Origin of the sequence: Streptomyces sp. Tue6028 (assembly GCF_002300165.1) — a bacterium.
Lineage (GTDB): Bacteria > Actinomycetota > Actinomycetes > Streptomycetales > Streptomycetaceae > Streptomyces > Streptomyces siamensis.
On the sequence record NZ_MLCE01000027.1, the window covers coordinates 60,496 to 73,110 of the forward strand.

Sequence of the window (12,615 nt, forward strand, 5' to 3'; positions counted from 1 at the left end):
CTGTGGCGTTCCGCCCGGCCGGGCTCGCGGAGTGCTGATCCCCGCGGCCGCGCCGCCTCAGCCGGCCTCGGCCGTGCCGCCGAAGAAGTCCGCCAGCACCGGGGCGAGGACCTGCGGGTCCACCATGTGGGTCTGGCCGTCCAGCACCCGGTACGTCCCGTCCGGCGCCGCGTCCGCGACGGCGCGCGCCGCCTCGCGCATCCACTCGGGACTCGCGCCGCCCGCCACGGACAGCAGCGGGGCGCCGATCGCGCCCAGCCGCTCCGTGGGCACCGGGCCGTCGCCCAGTGCGGCGTCGTCGTACGCCAGGGTGGGGGCGATGGCCTCCATGTCGGGCCACGCGGGGGAGCGGCGGGCACCCGCGATCATCTCCGGGGGCATGCCGGTGAGCGACAGGAACAGCTCCACGGCGTCGCCGCGCCGGTCCTCGGCGAGCAGCCCGGTCAGCCGCTCGGTGTACTCCCGCCGCTCCGCACGGCCCTCGTCATGGACCGCGAACGGTGTTTCGTAGACGGCGACTTCGGTGAGGGGCAGTCCGCTCGCGGCCGCCTCCAGGGCGAGCGCGCCGCCCGAGGAGACGCCGAAGAGCGCGGCGCTGCCGCCGCACGCCTCGATCAGCGCCGCGATGTCCTCGACCTCGCGGGCGACCGCGAACGGCGCGGTGTCGCCGCTCGCGCCGCGCCCCCGGCGGTCGTAGACGACCGCTCCGAAGCGGTCCGACAGGGCCGCGGCGAGCGGCGCCAGCGTGGCACCCGTACACATGGCTCCGGCGACCAGGATGATCGCCGGGCCGTCACCGAGGCGTTCGTAGGCGATGGGGGTCCCGTCGCGCGAGACGGTCTTCTTGTCCATACCCGTAGAGACTGCCGGGCGGACCGGAACTCATCGGGTCACGACACCTCCACCTCGTAGAAGCAGAAGTGATCCTTGATCTGTGCCACGTCGGGCTTCGGCTCGGGGTAGGACCAGACGAGGTCCGTCGCGTCCGGCAGCGACCAGTAGGACGCCGTGCCCTTGAACGGGCACTGGGTGTGCGTGTCGGAGGGGGTCAGCAGGTCGAGGCGCACGTCCTCGGCCGGGATGTAGTACCGCGCGGGACAGCCGGTCTCGCGCAGCACGAGGGAGCGGTCGCTCTCCGCCAGGACCTGGTCACCGCGCATCACGCGCACGTGCCGGTCGCTCTGCTCGATGGTGATCGTGTGTCCTTCAGCCATACCCGTGGAAGCGCTCGCGGAGCCCGTGTTCTTCCCGCGTACGGTGAACCCATGAACATCTGCGTCTTCCTCTCCGCGGCCGACCTCGACGACCGCTACACCCGCCCCGCCCGCGAGTTCGCCGAACTCCTCGGAAAGGGCGGCCACACGCTGGTGTGGGGCGGCTCCGACGTCGGTCTCATGAAGGTCGTCGCCGACGGCGTGCAGGAGGCGGGCGGACGGCTGCTGGGCGTCTCGGTGGACTTCCTGGCCGCGAAGGCCCGGGTGGGCGCGGACGAGATGGTCGTCGCCCGTGACCTCGCCGAGCGCAAGGCGCTGCTCCTGGAGAAGGCCGACGCGGTGGTGATCATGGTCGGCGGCACGGGGACCCTCGACGAGGCCACCGAGATCCTGGAGCTGAAGAAGCACGGCAGGACGGACAAGCCGGTGGTCCTGCTGAACACAGCGGGCTTCTACGACGGCCTCAAGGAGCAGTTCCGGCGCATGGAGGCCGAGGGTTTCCTGCCCCGCCCGCTGACCGAGCTGGTGTTCTTCGCCGAGGAGCCGGTCGGCGCGCTGGCGTACCTGGAGGAGAGCCAGGGCGTCCGGTGACCGACGGGTGATGCGAGCATGGCGGTCATGGCTACACATGTGATCACCGGGGCGGGCTCCGGCATCGGCGCGGCCGTCGCCCGCCGCCTCCACGCGCGCGGGGACGAACTCGTGCTGCACGCGCGCGACGCCGGCCGCGCGAAGGAACTCGCGGCCGAGCTCCCCGGGGCCCGGACCCTGGTCGGCGACCTGGCGGACCCGGACAAGCTCTCCTGGGCGTTCTCGCACCAGACCCTGCCGGACCGCGTCGACTCGCTCCTGCACATCGCGGGCGTGGTCGACCTGGGCCCGGTGGGCGAACTCACCCCGAAGTCCTGGCGCCACCAGCTGAACGTCAATCTGATCGCCCCCGCCGAACTGACCCGGCACTTCCTGCCGCAACTCCGCGTCGCCCAGGGCCACGTGGTGTTCGTCAACTCCGGCGCCGGTCTCAACGCGCACGCCGACTGGTCCGCGTACGCCGCGTCCAAGCACGGTCTGAAGGCCCTGGCGGACTCCCTGCGCCACGAGGAGCACGCGAACGGCGTCCGGGTCACCTCCGTGTACCCCGGCCGCACGGCGAGCCCCATGCAGGCCAAGGTCCACCAGCAGGAGGGCAAGGAGTACGACGCCGCGAGGTGGATCGACCCCGAGTCCGTCGCGACCACGATCCTGATGGCCCTCGACCTGCCGAAGGACGCGGAGGTCAACGACCTGACGGTGCGTCCGGGACGCTGACGTTCCGCGCGGACGGTGCTCCGGTGCCGGCACCTTCGTCGGCCTCGCCCCGGGAGCGTTACGTACGCTTCCGGGGTGAGTGAAAACAGCGAGTTCAGGTTCGGCGGCGCCACCGGGGTCGGGTCCATGCCGGGCGGTGACGCCCGGGAGGCCGCGAAGACCGTCACCGGGTCCTTCGAGGACTTCCCGTTCCTTCCGGAGCTGCCCGCGCGGGGGCCCGGCGCGGACATGATCGGGCGGACCGCGGGGATGCTGGTCGAGCTGTACGCGCGCGTGGAGCCGAGCGGCTGGCGGATCGGGGACCGGCCCGGACGGGACACCAAGCGGGCCAGGTCCTGGCTCGGCGAGGACCTCGACGCCCTGGAGGAGTTCACCCAGGGGTACGAGGGACCGCTCAAGGTGCAGGCCGTCGGCCCCTGGACCCTGGGCGCCGCCCTGGAGTTGAGGAACGGCGAGGCGGCACTCTCCGACGCGGGCGCGTGCCGTGACCTCGCCGGGTCGCTCGCCGAGGGCCTGCGGCTCCATCTCGACGAGGTGCGGCGGCGCGTCCCCGGCGCCCGGGTCGTCCTCCAGCTCGACGAGCCGTCACTCGTCGCCGTGCTGCGCGGGCAGGTCAGGACGGCCAGCGGTTACCGCACCCACCGTGCCGTGGACCGGCAGGTGGTCGAGGCCACGCTCCGGGACGTCGTCGGGGTTCACGGCGACGGGCCCGTCGTGGTCCACTCGTGCGCACCGGACGTGCCCTTCGCCCTGCTGCGCCGGGCGGGCGCGGCGGCTGTCTCCTTCGACTTCTCGCTCCTCACCGAGCGTGACGACGAGGCGATCGGCGAGGCGGTGGAAGGGGGCACGCGGCTCTTCGCCGGTGTCGTGCCGAGCGTGGATGCCCCGTTGTCGGACCCTGCCGGTAGCGTCATGGGTGTCAGGACGCTGTGGCGCAGGCTGGGGCTGCGACCGGGACTTCTCGCGGAATCGGTCACGGTCACCCCGACGTGCGGGCTCGCGGGGGCTTCCCCCGACTTCGCGCGCAGGGCGCTCGCCCACTGCGTCCGGGCGGCGAGATCCCTCGCGGACAACCCTGAGTAACGGGAGGACATACGGTGGCCGGCGAAAAGCACGCAGAGACCGCCTCGGCTTCGGATTCGGTGCCCGCCGAGGCACGGGAGAAGCACGCGCAGCTCGCTGAGCAGATCGAGGAGCACCGCTTCCGGTACTACGTGAAGGACGCTCCCGTCGTCAGCGACGCGGAGTTCGACAAACTGCTGCGCTCCCTGGAGGCGCTGGAGGAGGAGTATCCCGAGCTGCGCACCCCGGACTCGCCGACCCAGAAGGTCGCCGGGGCGTACGCGACGGACTTCACCTCCGTCGAGCACCGCCAGCGCATGCTCTCGCTCGACAACGCCTTCTCCGACCTGGAGCTCGCCGCCTGGGCCGAGCGTGTCGCCAAGGACGTGGGCACCTCCGTCCACCACTTCCTGTGCGAGCTGAAGGTCGACGGGCTCGCGGTGAACCTCACGTACGAGCGCGGCCGGCTCACTCGCGCGGCGACCCGCGGCGACGGCCGCACCGGCGAGGACATCACTCCCAATGTGCGGACGATCACGGAGATTCCGGACCGGCTGCACGGCGACCGCGTCCCCGACCTCGTGGAGATCCGCGGCGAGGTCTACTTCCCGATGGAGAAGTTCGAGGAGCTGAACGCCCGTCTGGTGAAGGCCGGCGACAAGCCCTTCGCCAACCCCCGCAACGCGGCGGCGGGTTCATTGCGGCAGAAGGACCCGCGCGTCACCGCGACCCGCCCGCTGCACATGGTGGTCCACGGCATCGGCGCGCTGGAGGGCTTCGAGGGCCTCACCCGGCTGTCCGAGGCGTACACGCTGCTCCACGAGTGGGGCCTGCCGACCACGCGGTACGCGAAGGTGGTCGACGACCTCGACGGCGTACGGGAGTTCATCGCGTACTACGGAGAGAACCGCCACTCCGTGGAGCACGAGATCGACGGCGTGGTCGTGAAGCTCGACGAGATCCCCCTCCAGGGGCGGCTGGGCTCCACCTCGCGTGCGCCGCGCTGGGCGATCGCCTGGAAGTACGCGCCCGAGGAGGTCAACACCAAGCTGATCAACATCCGCGTCGGCGTCGGCCGCACCGGCCGCGTCACGCCGTACGCACAGGTCGAGCCGGTCACCGTCGCCGGTTCCGAGGTCGAGTTCGCCACCTTGCACAACCAGGACGTGGTGAAGGCCAAGGGCGTCCTCATCGGGGACACGGTGGTGCTGCGCAAGGCGGGCGACGTCATCCCGGAGATCCTCGGCCCGGTCGTCGACCTGCGCGACGGCAGCGAGCGCGAGTTCGTGATGCCCGCCGAGTGTCCCGAGTGCGGCACGCCGCTGCGGCCCATGAAGGAGGGCGACGTCGACCTGCGCTGCCCGAACGCCCGCAGCTGCCCGGCCCAGTTGCGCGAGCGGCTGTTCTATCTCGCGGGCCGCAAGGCCCTGGACATCGAGCACTTCGGGTATGTCGCCGCGGCGGCCCTGACCAAGCCGCTGGAGCCGTCGGACCCGCCGCTGGCGGACGAGGGCGACCTCTTCGACCTCACCGTCGAGCAGCTGCTGCCCATCAAGGCGTACGTCCTCGACCAGGACAGCGGTCTGCCCAAGCGCGATCCGAAGACGGGCGAGGAGAAGATCGCCACGGTCTTCGCCAACCAGCAGGGCGAGCCGAAGAAGAACGCGCTGGCGATGCTGGACAACATCGCCGCCGCCAAGGAGCGCCCCCTCGCACGCGTACTGACCGGTCTGTCGATCCGTCATGTCGGGCCGGTGGCGGCCGAGGCGCTGGCGCGTGAGTTCCGTTCCATCGACCGGATCGAGCAGGCGACCGAGGAGGAGCTCGCCACCACCGAGGGCGTCGGGCCGATCATCGCGGCCTCGCTCAAGGAGTGGTTCGCCGAGGACTGGCACCGCGAGATTCTCCGCAAGTGGCGGGCCGCCGGGGTCCGGACGGAGGAGGAGGGCTCCGGCGAGGACGAGGGGCCGCGCCCCCTGGAGGGGCTCACCGTCGTCGTCACCGGCACGCTCGAACACCACACGCGCGACGGCGCCAAGGAGGCACTGCAGAGCAGGGGAGCGAAAGTGACCGGTTCTGTCTCCAAGAAGACGTCATTCGTCGTGGTGGGTGACAATCCTGGTTCGAAGTACGACAAGGCGATGCAGCTGAAGGTCCCCGTTCTGAACGAGGAGGGCTTCGCCGTCCTTCTGGAACAAGGACCCGAGGCCGCGGCGGAAGTTGCGCTTCCGATCGAGGAGTAGCGGTTGAAGACCACCCGTTCGGCGCATATCAGATGCATACGGGTGGCCAGGTCGCATTCGGGCAACCGTCGACGACCGCTGCCCGTGGAAGCCTTCTGCGGCCTACTGTTGAGGTGTGCACCTGCCGTGCCCAGCTGCGGTCGGGGCATCCCCTGCTCATCACGAGTGCCGGGGAAGGTTTTCGGACGCGCCGTTGGCAGTCGTGGTCGGCAACGGACCGCGTGGCGTGGGCACCGCCGGCTGTGAGAGGGACGGGAATGGAACCGACCGAGAGTGCGGCCCCCGACTCACGGCTGCGCCTGCGCCGGATGACCGGCGCGTGGATGGCCGGACTCCGGACGGGGCGGACCGAGGGGCGCGCCGGGCAGCGCGACCCCGGACCCCTCATGGCACCCGCCGCACCCGGCGTCGGCCCGCTCGACGCGGGGCTCGGCGACGGCCTGCCCGGTCACGATTCCGAACACGATTCCGAACGGCACATCTCGTGGCCCGCGCTGCCCGCGGCGGTCGTCGCGGCGGCGGGCTTCTTCCTCGGAGCCGGTTTCTACCGGGCGTTCAGCGGCAACCACGCGCTCTTCCCGTGCGGCACCGTCGGCTGGGCGCTCGCCCTGCTCACCGGCGTCATCGTCGGCCATCTGGTCGCCCTCGGCCGGGCCCGGTGGTGGGGCGGCACCGGCTCCGGCGCCGCGCTCACGCTCGCGGTCCTGCTGCTGTACGGCTGGGTGCCCGCCGGCATGGTCAGCCTGACCGTCGTGGTCCTGGTCGGCGCCGCACGGCGCAACCGCTGGCGGCAGGGCGTCCTGCACGGCGCGGTCGACATCCTCGGCATCGGGGCGGGCGCGCTGGTCCTCGCGGTGTTCGGACGGTTCCCGACCGTCGAGACGCCCTGGGACCCGAGGACCTGGACGCTCTACGCGGCACCCGAGGTGGTGCTCGTCGCGGCCGCCTACCTCGCCGTCACCCGTGCCCTGCTCTGGTACCTGCACGCGCCGCGCACCGGCGGTCTGCCCACCGTCGCGCGCACCGCCCTGGTCAGACAAGGGCTCGTCGCCGTCGCGCTCCTCGGGATCGCGCCGCTGGTCTGCGTGGTCGCCGTCGCGCTGCCGATCCTGCTGCCGCTCTTCGCGATCCCGCTGATCGCCCTCGACTCCACGCTGTGGATCGCCCGTGCCCGGGCGGAGGAGCAACTGCGCGACCCGCTGACGGGTCTGCCCAACCGGCAGTGGCTGCTGGAGCGGACCTGGACGGCCCTGGACGACGCCGAGCGCATCGGCGCGCGCTCCGCCCTGATGCTGATCGACCTCGACCGTTTCCGGTCGGTGAACGACACGTTGGGGCATCTCGCGGGGGACCGGCTGCTCCTCCAGATAGCGGACCGGCTGCGTCTGGCGCTGCCGCGCGGGGCGGAGGCCGCGCGGCTCGGCGGCGACGAGTTCGCGGTGTTACTGCCGGTCGCCGACTCCACGACGTCGGCCACCCGGGTCGCGCGCAACCTCGTTGCCGCGCTCGGCTCCCCGCTCGACCTCGACGGCCTCACCCTCGTGCTGGAGGCCAGCGCCGGCCTCGCCGTCTTCCCCGACCACGCGCTCGACGCGGAGGGGCTGCTGCGGCGGGCGGACGTCGCCATGTACCAGGCGAAGCGGGACCGCACGGGCGTCGAGGTGTACGAGTCCAAGCGCGACTCCAACACCCCGGACCGGCTCGGCCTGCTCGGCGACCTGCGCCGGGCCCTCGACGCCGGCGACGTCGAGCTGCACTACCAGCCCAAGGTCCGATTCAACGGCCAGGTGGCGGGACTCGAGGCACTGGTCCGCTGGGTGCACCCCGAGCGAGGGAAGGTTCCGCCGGACGAGTTCATCGCCATCGCCGAGTCCTCCGGACTGATGCCCCATCTCACCGAGTACGTGCTGGAGACGGCACTCGGACAGGTCGCGCGGTGGCGGGCGCAGGGGCTGCACGTGCCGGTCGCGGTGAACGTCTCGCCGCGCGATGTGCACACCCCCGGCTTCGCCGGCGCGGTCGCCGCCCGGCTCGCCCGGCACGGGGTCCCGGCGGGAGCGCTCCAGCTGGAGATAACGGAGCACGTGCTCCTGGAGGACCCGCAGCGCGCCGCCGACACCCTCGCGGGACTGACCGGCCACGGCGTGAAGATGTCGCTGGACGACTTCGGTACCGGGTACTCCTCGCTCGTGCACCTCAGGCGCCTGCCGGTCAGCGAACTGAAGATCGACCGCTCCTTCGTGGCCCGGCTCGCGGTGGACGCCGAGGATGCGGAGATCGTGCGTTGCACGGTCGACCTGGCGCACTCGCTGGGCCTCCTCGTCGTCGCCGAAGGCGTCGAGGACGACGAGACCTGGGAGCGCCTGCGCGACCTTGGCTGCGACGCCGTACAGGGCTGGCTGGTCGCGGCCGCGATGCCCGCCGACGAGGCGACGGCCTGGCTGCGGGCCCGCGGCAGCCGTGGCTGGCAGCGACCGAAGGCGGCCCTGCCGGCGTCCGCCGCGGACGACCCCGGCCGGATCGTGTAACCCGGCCCCCCACCGACCCGTCCGGCCGAGCGGAGCCGGGCCGCACAGCCCGGCCGACGGCGCCCACGGCAACCACCCGAGCGGCCCCTGCGGGAGACACGTACGGCGGCTCCGTCGGCGGAGCCCGCGGCAGCCACACGAGTGGCCCCCGCCGGAGGAGACAGGTTCGGCAGCTCCGTCGACGGCACCCGCGGCAGCCACACGAGCGTCCCCCGCCGGAGACAGGTGCGGCAGCTCCGTCGGCGGCACCCACGACAGCCACCCGAGCGTCCCCCGCCGGAGACAGGTGCGGCAGCTCCGTCCGCGGCGCCCGCGGCCACTTGAGCGGCCTCGGGCCGTCCCTCGGTCGGGTGGCCGTGCCCGCGGCGACGACGGTCGGTCCTGGTGACCTACGCCGGCCCGGTCGGGCAGCTCTGCCGATGTCGCCCACGGCCACTTGAGCGGCCTCCGGCAGCCGCGGGCCGGGTGGCCCCGACCGGGGCGCTCCAGGTGGCGGACCCGGTGGTGTCGGCCCGCCCGGGCCGGCTCCTGGGGCCGCTGTGGACCGGCCCCAGGTCAGTCCGACGCGGTGAAGTGCGCGGTCAGTAGGGCCAGTCGGCGGTCGTGGGCGCCCTCCGGGAGACGACCGCTGCGCATCAGGGTGGTCAGACCGTGCAGCCCGGCCCAGTACGTCTCCGTGAGCTGGCCGGGATCCTCCCCGTCGGCCGCGACGGGCTCGACGGCCCGGAGCAGCTCGCCGAACGCCGCGTGCAGCGCCGAGGGCGCCTCCGGCGTGGCGAACGGCAGGTCCACGGTGTGCGTGAACATCGCGTCGTACAGCGCGGGCCGCCGCCGCGCGAACGCCGTGTACGCCTCGCCCACCGCCGCGAGGGCAGCCCGTGTCCCCCCGGCCGCCGTGCGCGCCTTCCGCAGCTCCTCCGCCATCTCGGCGAAGCCCTCCACCGCGACCGCCGCCATGATGGCGTCCTTGCCCTTGAAGTGGCTGTAGAGGACGGGCTGGCTGTACTCGATCTCGGCGGCCAGCCGCCGCGTGGTGACCGCCTCCCAGCCCTCGGCCTCCGCCAGTTCCCGTGCGGCCGTGACGATCAGCCGCTCTCGCTCCGCCCGCTCGCGCTCCCGGCGCGTCTGAATCGACATGACCAGAATCCTAGCATCGCTAGCGTTCGTGTCGATGCTCTGCTAGCTTCGCTCTTGTCACTAGCGATGCTAGCAAGGAGATCCGGCATGACCGTCACCGCTTACACGCTCGCCGTCGTCCTCGACCTGCTCGTGCTGTTCATCGGGGCCCGGTTCCTGTTCCAGCCGCAGGCCGCCGCCGCCGGCTACGGCGTCCCCGCCAAGCCCGACGGAGACGCGGCCTACCTCACGATCAAGGGCCTGCGGGACGCCGCCCTCGGTGTCATCGGTCTGGCCCTGCTGGCCTTCGCCGGTGCCCGGGCGGAGGCGTGGTTCATGCTCCTGGTCGCGATCGTCCCGCTCGGTGACACGCTGATAGTGCTGCGCCACGGCGGTACCAAGGCCGTCGCGTTCGGCATCCACTTCGCCACCGCCGTCGTCGTCCTCGTCAGCGCCGGTCTGCTCTTCGCCCTCTGATCGCCCCGCCCGACATCCACAGGGAGTCCCGACATGTCGCTGATCGTTCCGACGTTCGACTCGACCGTGATCGTCCGCGAGGCGGAGGCCGAAGTGGTGGGCCGGGCGCCCACCACCGTGCGGCTGCTGGCCGACAGCAGCGCCACGGGCGGGGCGCTGTCCACCCAGCGCGTCACCCTCACGAGCGGTGCCGACGGCGCCCACCCCCACTGGCACGCCAAGTCCGCGGAGATGTTCTTCGTCCTCGACGGCCGCGCCGAACTCCTGTCGGGCGAGGAGGTCGTCACCGCCGAACGCGGTGACCTGGTCGTCGTCCCGCCGGGCGTACCGCACGCCTTCGCCGCCGCGCCCGGAGCAGACGCCGACCTCCTCGTCGTCATCACCCCGGGCGTGGAGCGCTTCGAGTACTTCCGCCACCTGCGGCGGGTGGCCCTCGGAGAGGCCGCCCCGGAGAGTCTGCTGGACGTGCAGGAGCTCTACGACAACCACTTCCTGCACAGCCGGGCGTGGGACGGCCGCCGCTGAGGGAGCCCGGCAGGGGAAACCGTTTCACGGGCACCGGGCCCGGCACCCTAGGATTGGCCCCAAACCATACTCACTCACCCCAGAGGAACGCTGCATGCCTGGCATCACGCGCGAGGAGGTCGCCCACCTCGCCCGGCTGGCGCGTCTGGAGCTGAAGCCCGAAGAGCTCGATCACTTCGCGGGACAGCTGGACGACATCATCGGCGCGGTCGCCCGCGTCAGTGAGGTCGCCGACCAAGACGTACCGCCGACCTCTCATCCGCTGCCGCTGACGAACGTCATGCGCGTGGACGAGGTCCGTCCGTCGCTCACCCCCGAGCAGGCGCTGTCCGGCGCCCCGGCCCAGGAGCAGCAGCGTTTCAAGGTGCCGCAGATCCTGGGGGAGGACTAATCACCATGACGGACACCAACGTCAACATCATCAAGCTCACCGCGGCCGAGATCGCCGAGAAGATCGCGGCCGGCGAGCTCACCGCGGTCGAGGTCACCGAGGCCCACCTGGCGCGCATCGAGGCCGTCGACGAGAAGGTGCACGCCTTCCTGCACGTCGACCGCGAGGGCGCCCTCGCCCAGGCCCGTGCCGTGGACGCCAAGCGGGAGGCCGGCGAGAAGCTCGGCCCGCTCGCCGGCGTTCCGCTCGCGCTCAAGGACATCTTCACCACCGAGGGCATTCCGACGACCGTCGGTTCGAAGATCCTCGAAGGCTGGATCCCGCCGTACGACGCGACGCTCACCAAGCGGCTGAAGGCCGCCGACGTCGTCATCCTCGGCAAGACCAACATGGACGAGTTCGCCATGGGGTCGTCGACCGAGAACAGCGCCTACGGGCCGACCGGCAACCCCTGGGACCTCACCAAGATCCCCGGCGGCTCCGGCGGTGGCTCCTCCGCCGCCCTCGCCTCCTTCCAGTCGCCCCTGGCGATCGGAACGGACACCGGCGGCTCCATCCGCCAGCCCGCGGCCGTCACCGGCACGGTAGGCGTCAAGCCCACCTACGGCGCCGTCTCCCGCTTCGGCATGGTGGCGTTCTCGTCCTCCCTCGACCAGGGCGGTCCCTGCGCCCGCACGGTCCTGGACGCGGCCCTCCTGCACGAGGTCATCGCCGGGCACGACCCGCTCGACTCGACCTCCATCGACGCGCCGGTCCCGCCGGTCGTCGAGGCCGCCCGCAACGGCAGCGTGGCGGGTATGCGCGTCGGCGTCGTCAAGCAGTTCCGAGGCGAGGGCTACCAGGCCGGCGTCATCCAGCGGTTCGACGAGTCCGTCGAGCTGCTCAAGGAGCTGGGCGCGGAGATCGTCGAGCTGGACTGCCCGTCCTTCGACCTCGCCCTTTCGGCGTACTACCTGATCGCCCCGTCCGAGTGCTCGTCCAACCTCGCCCGCTTCGACGGCCTGCGCTACGGCCTCCGTACGGGCGACGACGGCACCCGCTCGGCCGAGGACGTCACCGCCCTCACCCGCGAGGCCGGCTTCGGCGCCGAGGTCAAGCGCCGCGTCATGCTCGGCACGTACGCGCTCAGCTCCGGCTACTACGACGCGTACTACGGCAGCGCCCAGAAGGTCCGCACGCTCATCACGCGCGACTTCGAGAAGGCCTTCGAGCAGGTCGACGTCATCGTCTCGCCGACCACGCCGACCACCGCCTTCGCGATCGGCGAGCGTGCCGACGACCCGATGGCGATGTACCTGGCGGACCTGTGCACCATCCCGACCAACCTGGCGGGCAACGCCGCCATGTCGCTGCCCTGCGGTCTCGCGCCGGAGGACAACCTGCCCGTCGGTCTCCAGATCATCGCTCCGGCGCTGAAGGACGACCGGCTGTACAAGGTCGGCGCCGCCGTCGAGGCCGCCTTCGTGGAAAAGTGGGGGCACCCGCTGATCGAGGAGGCTCCGTCGCTGTGAGTGCACTGAACAAGGCCAAGGGCTTCAAGAAGTCGAAGTCCGGTACGTATCTGTCGATGGCCGGGACCGCGTTCGGCGCGTTCGGGGTCGCCAAGCAGATCAAGAAGGCTCGCGCCGAGCACGACACGCTGCGGCTCATCGACGCCACCGTGTCCGCCGTCGCGATCGCCACCGGTCTCGCCATCCTGTACCGCGAGCTGAAGCGGCTGGGCGACGACGACGTCCTGCTGGGCTGAGAGG

The 12,615-nt window shown here is 71.9% G+C and carries 13 protein-coding genes; 10 read left to right on the top strand and 3 right to left on the bottom strand.

Annotated features, from left to right (window positions below):
- Positions 1-57: 57 nt before the first annotated feature.
- Entirely contained in the window at positions 58-852 is a 795-nt protein-coding gene (locus tag BKI49_RS26590) for an alpha/beta fold hydrolase (RefSeq protein WP_095936806.1), read from the bottom strand.
- Between the two features lie 38 nt (positions 853-890).
- On the bottom strand, positions 891-1,214 hold the full coding sequence (locus BKI49_RS26595; RefSeq protein ID WP_095936807.1) for a DUF427 domain-containing protein: 324 nt from the start codon (positions 1,212-1,214) through the stop codon (positions 891-893).
- 51 nt (positions 1,215-1,265) lie between these two features.
- On the opposite strand from BKI49_RS26595, the gene BKI49_RS26600 reads away from it, so the two are divergent.
- From BKI49_RS26600 to BKI49_RS26620, 5 genes are all read left to right on the top strand, one after another.
- Complete coding sequence (locus BKI49_RS26600) at positions 1,266-1,805, top strand: LOG family protein (RefSeq protein WP_095936808.1); 540 nt, start codon at positions 1,266-1,268, stop codon at positions 1,803-1,805.
- Between the two features lie 18 nt (positions 1,806-1,823).
- Entirely contained in the window at positions 1,824-2,522 is a 699-nt protein-coding gene (locus BKI49_RS26605) for an SDR family oxidoreductase (protein WP_095936809.1), read from the top strand.
- A gap of 75 nt (positions 2,523-2,597) precedes the next feature.
- Complete coding sequence (locus tag BKI49_RS26610; RefSeq protein ID WP_179332587.1) at positions 2,598-3,605, top strand: methionine synthase; 1,008 nt, start codon at positions 2,598-2,600, stop codon at positions 3,603-3,605.
- A gap of 14 nt (positions 3,606-3,619) precedes the next feature.
- Positions 3,620-5,827, top strand: coding sequence for an NAD-dependent DNA ligase LigA (ligA, locus tag BKI49_RS26615; RefSeq protein ID WP_095936810.1), 2,208 nt, complete (start codon positions 3,620-3,622; stop codon positions 5,825-5,827).
- 257 nt (positions 5,828-6,084) lie between these two features.
- A complete protein-coding gene (locus BKI49_RS26620) occupies positions 6,085-8,355 on the top strand; it encodes a putative bifunctional diguanylate cyclase/phosphodiesterase (protein ID WP_095936811.1) in 2,271 nt (756 codons plus the stop codon).
- 555 nt (positions 8,356-8,910) lie between these two features.
- Here the strand turns inward: BKI49_RS26620 and BKI49_RS26625 are convergent.
- The gene (locus tag BKI49_RS26625) at positions 8,911-9,492 is read right to left on the bottom strand and encodes a TetR/AcrR family transcriptional regulator (RefSeq protein WP_095936812.1); all 582 of its coding nucleotides are present in this window, start codon (positions 9,490-9,492) and stop codon (positions 8,911-8,913) included.
- Positions 9,493-9,579: 87 nt separating this feature from the next.
- On the opposite strand from BKI49_RS26625, the gene BKI49_RS26630 reads away from it, so the two are divergent.
- The 5 genes from BKI49_RS26630 to BKI49_RS26650 all read left to right on the top strand — a co-directional run bounded on the left by BKI49_RS26630 (position 9,580) and on the right by BKI49_RS26650 (position 12,611).
- Positions 9,580-9,948: a DUF4267 domain-containing protein gene (locus BKI49_RS26630; protein ID WP_095936813.1), complete on the top strand. Its 369-nt coding sequence runs from the start codon at positions 9,580-9,582 to the stop codon at positions 9,946-9,948.
- Positions 9,949-9,981: 33 nt separating this feature from the next.
- Positions 9,982-10,473 carry a cupin domain-containing protein gene (locus BKI49_RS26635; protein ID WP_095936814.1) on the top strand — a complete coding sequence of 164 codons (492 nt, stop codon included), beginning with the start codon at positions 9,982-9,984 and terminating at the stop codon, positions 10,471-10,473.
- A 94-nt stretch (positions 10,474-10,567) separates the two neighbouring features.
- Positions 10,568-10,864 carry an Asp-tRNA(Asn)/Glu-tRNA(Gln) amidotransferase subunit GatC gene (gatC, locus tag BKI49_RS26640; protein ID WP_095936815.1) on the top strand — a complete coding sequence of 99 codons (297 nt, stop codon included), beginning with the start codon at positions 10,568-10,570 and terminating at the stop codon, positions 10,862-10,864.
- A gap of 5 nt (positions 10,865-10,869) precedes the next feature.
- Positions 10,870-12,375 (top strand): Asp-tRNA(Asn)/Glu-tRNA(Gln) amidotransferase subunit GatA, encoded by a 1,506-nt coding sequence (gatA, locus tag BKI49_RS26645; RefSeq protein ID WP_095936816.1) that lies wholly within the window; start codon positions 10,870-10,872, stop codon positions 12,373-12,375.
- Complete coding sequence (locus tag BKI49_RS26650) at positions 12,372-12,611, top strand: hypothetical protein (protein ID WP_028805281.1); 240 nt, start codon at positions 12,372-12,374, stop codon at positions 12,609-12,611. The genes gatA and BKI49_RS26650 overlap by 4 nt, the downstream gene beginning before the upstream one ends.
- Positions 12,612-12,615: the final 4 nt, after the last annotated feature.